Below are 2,624 nucleotides of genomic sequence, written 5' to 3' on the forward strand. Positions count from 1 at the left end.
CCGGGGCCGAGCAGGATGTCCTGTTCCGCGGCCTTGTAGGCCAGCTCGGTCGCGTTGGCGATGTCGGGGTGGCGCGTCCAGAGGAACATGCCGGCCTTGGGCTCGCAGAACAGCTCGAAACCCAGGTTCTCCAGCTGCTGGGCCACGCGCTGGTGCGCCTGCGCCAGGCGCTCGCGCAGGCTGCGCAGGTGTTTGCGCCAGCGCCCGTCCACCAGCGCGCCGTAGGCCAGGCGCTCATTGAACTCGGACGAGGTCAGGCCCGAGATCATCTTGAGCTGGGCAAAGTCCTCCAGCAGATCGGGCGGCGCCGCCATGTAACCCACGCGGATGTTGGGCGAGATGGTCTTGGAAAAGCTGCTGATGTAGACCACGCGCTGCAGCTGGTCCAGGCTGGCCAGCGAGGGGCGCGGTTCGGGGTCGAGGTCGGCGTAGATGTCGTTTTCGACCACGGTGAACTGGTGCTGCTCGGCCAGCTGCACCACGCGGTGCAGGTGCGCCAGGTTGGCGACCGAACCGGTCGGGCTTTGCAGGCGAGGCTGGGTGAAGAAGACCTTGGGCTGGTGCTCCAGCACCAGGGCTTCGAGCGCAGCCAGGTCGTAGCCGGCCGGGGTGCGTGGCACGCCGATCAGCCGGGCGCCCAGGAAACGCAGCGAAAACAGCAGGTTGGGGTAACCGGGGTCGTCCACCAGCACCGCATCGCCCGGGCGCACCAGGCGGCGCGCCACCAGGTCCATGGCCTGGCTGGAGCCTTGCGTGAGCAGCACCTGGTCGGCGCTGACGGCGATCTCCTGCTCGGCCAGCAGGTCGCGCACCAGCTGGCGCAGCGGCGCAAAACCCTTGGGCTCGCCGTAGCCACCCAGGTCCACGTTTTCAGACGCCAGCGTGCGCAGGCTGCGGCGCAGGCCTTCCTCAAACAGCCAGTTGCCCGGCAACCAGCCGCAGCCCGGCTTCATGCGCAGCGCGCGGGCTTCGAACACCCGGCGCAGGTACCACATGGAGTCGAAGTTGTAGTTCGCCGTCTCGGCGGGCACGGTGCCGGGCGCCTGCGGCGCCACGCCCTCGCGCTTGCGCACGAAAAAGCCCGAATGCGGGCGCGAGACGAAATAGCCCAGCGCGACCAGCCGGTCGTAGGCGTCGACCACGGTGTACACGCTCACACCGTGGGCGTGGGCGAACTGGCGGATGGAGGGCGCCTTGGAGCCCGGACGCAGGTTGCCGCTCTGGATCAGGTCGCGAAACCCCTCGACGATCTGCACCACGAGCGGGCTGGTGCTTTTGGGGTTCAGGGTGAACATCGGTGGCTATCAGGGTAAATGTGTACAGGTCCGTAGGGCTGCACAGTGCATCGCTGTGCAGGCACTGTCTGTATATGTTAGCGGTGGCCCGCGAGCCCTACAGTCCGCCCCAGTCTGAAATTTCTTCATGATCGGAGCCCCCTGCATGCAACGCGAATCCCAAGCCACCAACGCCATGCTCATGGCCCGCCGCCAGGCCGCCATCCCCCGCGGCGTCGGCCACAGCCACCAGATCTTCATCGCCAAGGGCGAAAACGCCGAGATCTGGGACGTGGAAGGCCGCCGCTACATCGACTTCGCCGGCGGCATCGCCGTGCTCAACACCGGCCACCGCAACCCGGCCGTGATCGAGGCCGTGAAGGCCCAGCTCGACCAGTACACCCACACCTGCTTCCAGGTGCTGGCCTACGAGCCCTACGTGGAACTGGCCGAGCGCCTGAACGCCAAGGCCCCGGGCGACTTCGCCAAGAAAACCCTGTTCCTGACCACCGGCGCCGAAGCGGTGGAAAACGCGATCAAGATCGCGCGCGCCCACACCGGCCGCTCGGGCGTGATCGCCTTCACCGGCGGCTACCACGGCCGCACCCTGCTGACCCTGGGCATGACCGGCAAGGTCGCCCCGTACAAGACCGGTTTCGGCCCCTTCCCGGGCGAAATCTTCCACGCCCGCTTCCCGAACGCGCTGCACGGCGTGAGCGTGGACGATGCGATCGCCTCGGTCGAATCCATCCTCAAGAACGACATCGAAGCCAGCCGCGTGGCGGCCATCATCATCGAGCCGGTGCAGGGCGAAGGCGGCTTCAACGTGGCGCCGCCCGAACTGATGCAGCGCCTGCGCGCGCTGTGCGACCAGCACGGCATCCTGCTGATCTGCGACGAGGTGCAGACCGGCGCCGGCCGCACCGGCACCTGGTTCGCCTGCGAACAGAGCGGCATCGCCCCCGACCTGATCACCCTGGCCAAGTCCATGGCCGGCGGCTTCCCGATCTCGGCCGTGGTCGGCCGCGCCGAAGTGATGGACGCGCCCGCCGCTGGCGGCCTGGGCGGCACCTACGCCGGCAGCCCGATGGCCTGTGCCGCGGCCCTGGCCGTGCTCGACGAGTTTGAAAAACACGACCTGCTGCAGCGCAGCCGCGACGTCGGCGCGCGCATCACCGCCAGCCTGCAGACGCTGGCCAAAAAGCACAAATGCATCGCCGACGTGCGCGGCCTGGGCGCCATGGTGGCCATGGAACTGTGCAAGAACGGCGACGTGCACCAGCCCGATGCCGACCTGACCAAGGCGCTCGCCGCCGAAGCCACGAAACGCGGCCTGATCATCCTGACCTG

The 2,624-nt window shown here is 68.1% G+C and carries 2 protein-coding genes; one reads left to right on the top strand and one right to left on the bottom strand.

The features are described from left to right. The coding region (locus RMP09_RS04715; protein WP_310564847.1) for a PLP-dependent aminotransferase family protein at positions 1–1,295 on the bottom strand (1,295 nt) is incomplete at its 3' end. A 145-nt stretch (positions 1,296–1,440) separates the two neighbouring features. Here RMP09_RS04715 and gabT point away from each other — a divergent pair. Continuing rightward, on the top strand, positions 1,441–2,624 hold a 1,184-nt coding region (gabT, locus tag RMP09_RS04720), incomplete at its 3' end, for a 4-aminobutyrate--2-oxoglutarate transaminase (protein ID WP_310564848.1).

This window comes from Hydrogenophaga sp. (assembly GCF_031426985.1).
Classification (GTDB): domain Bacteria; phylum Pseudomonadota; class Gammaproteobacteria; order Burkholderiales; family Burkholderiaceae_C; genus Hydrogenophaga.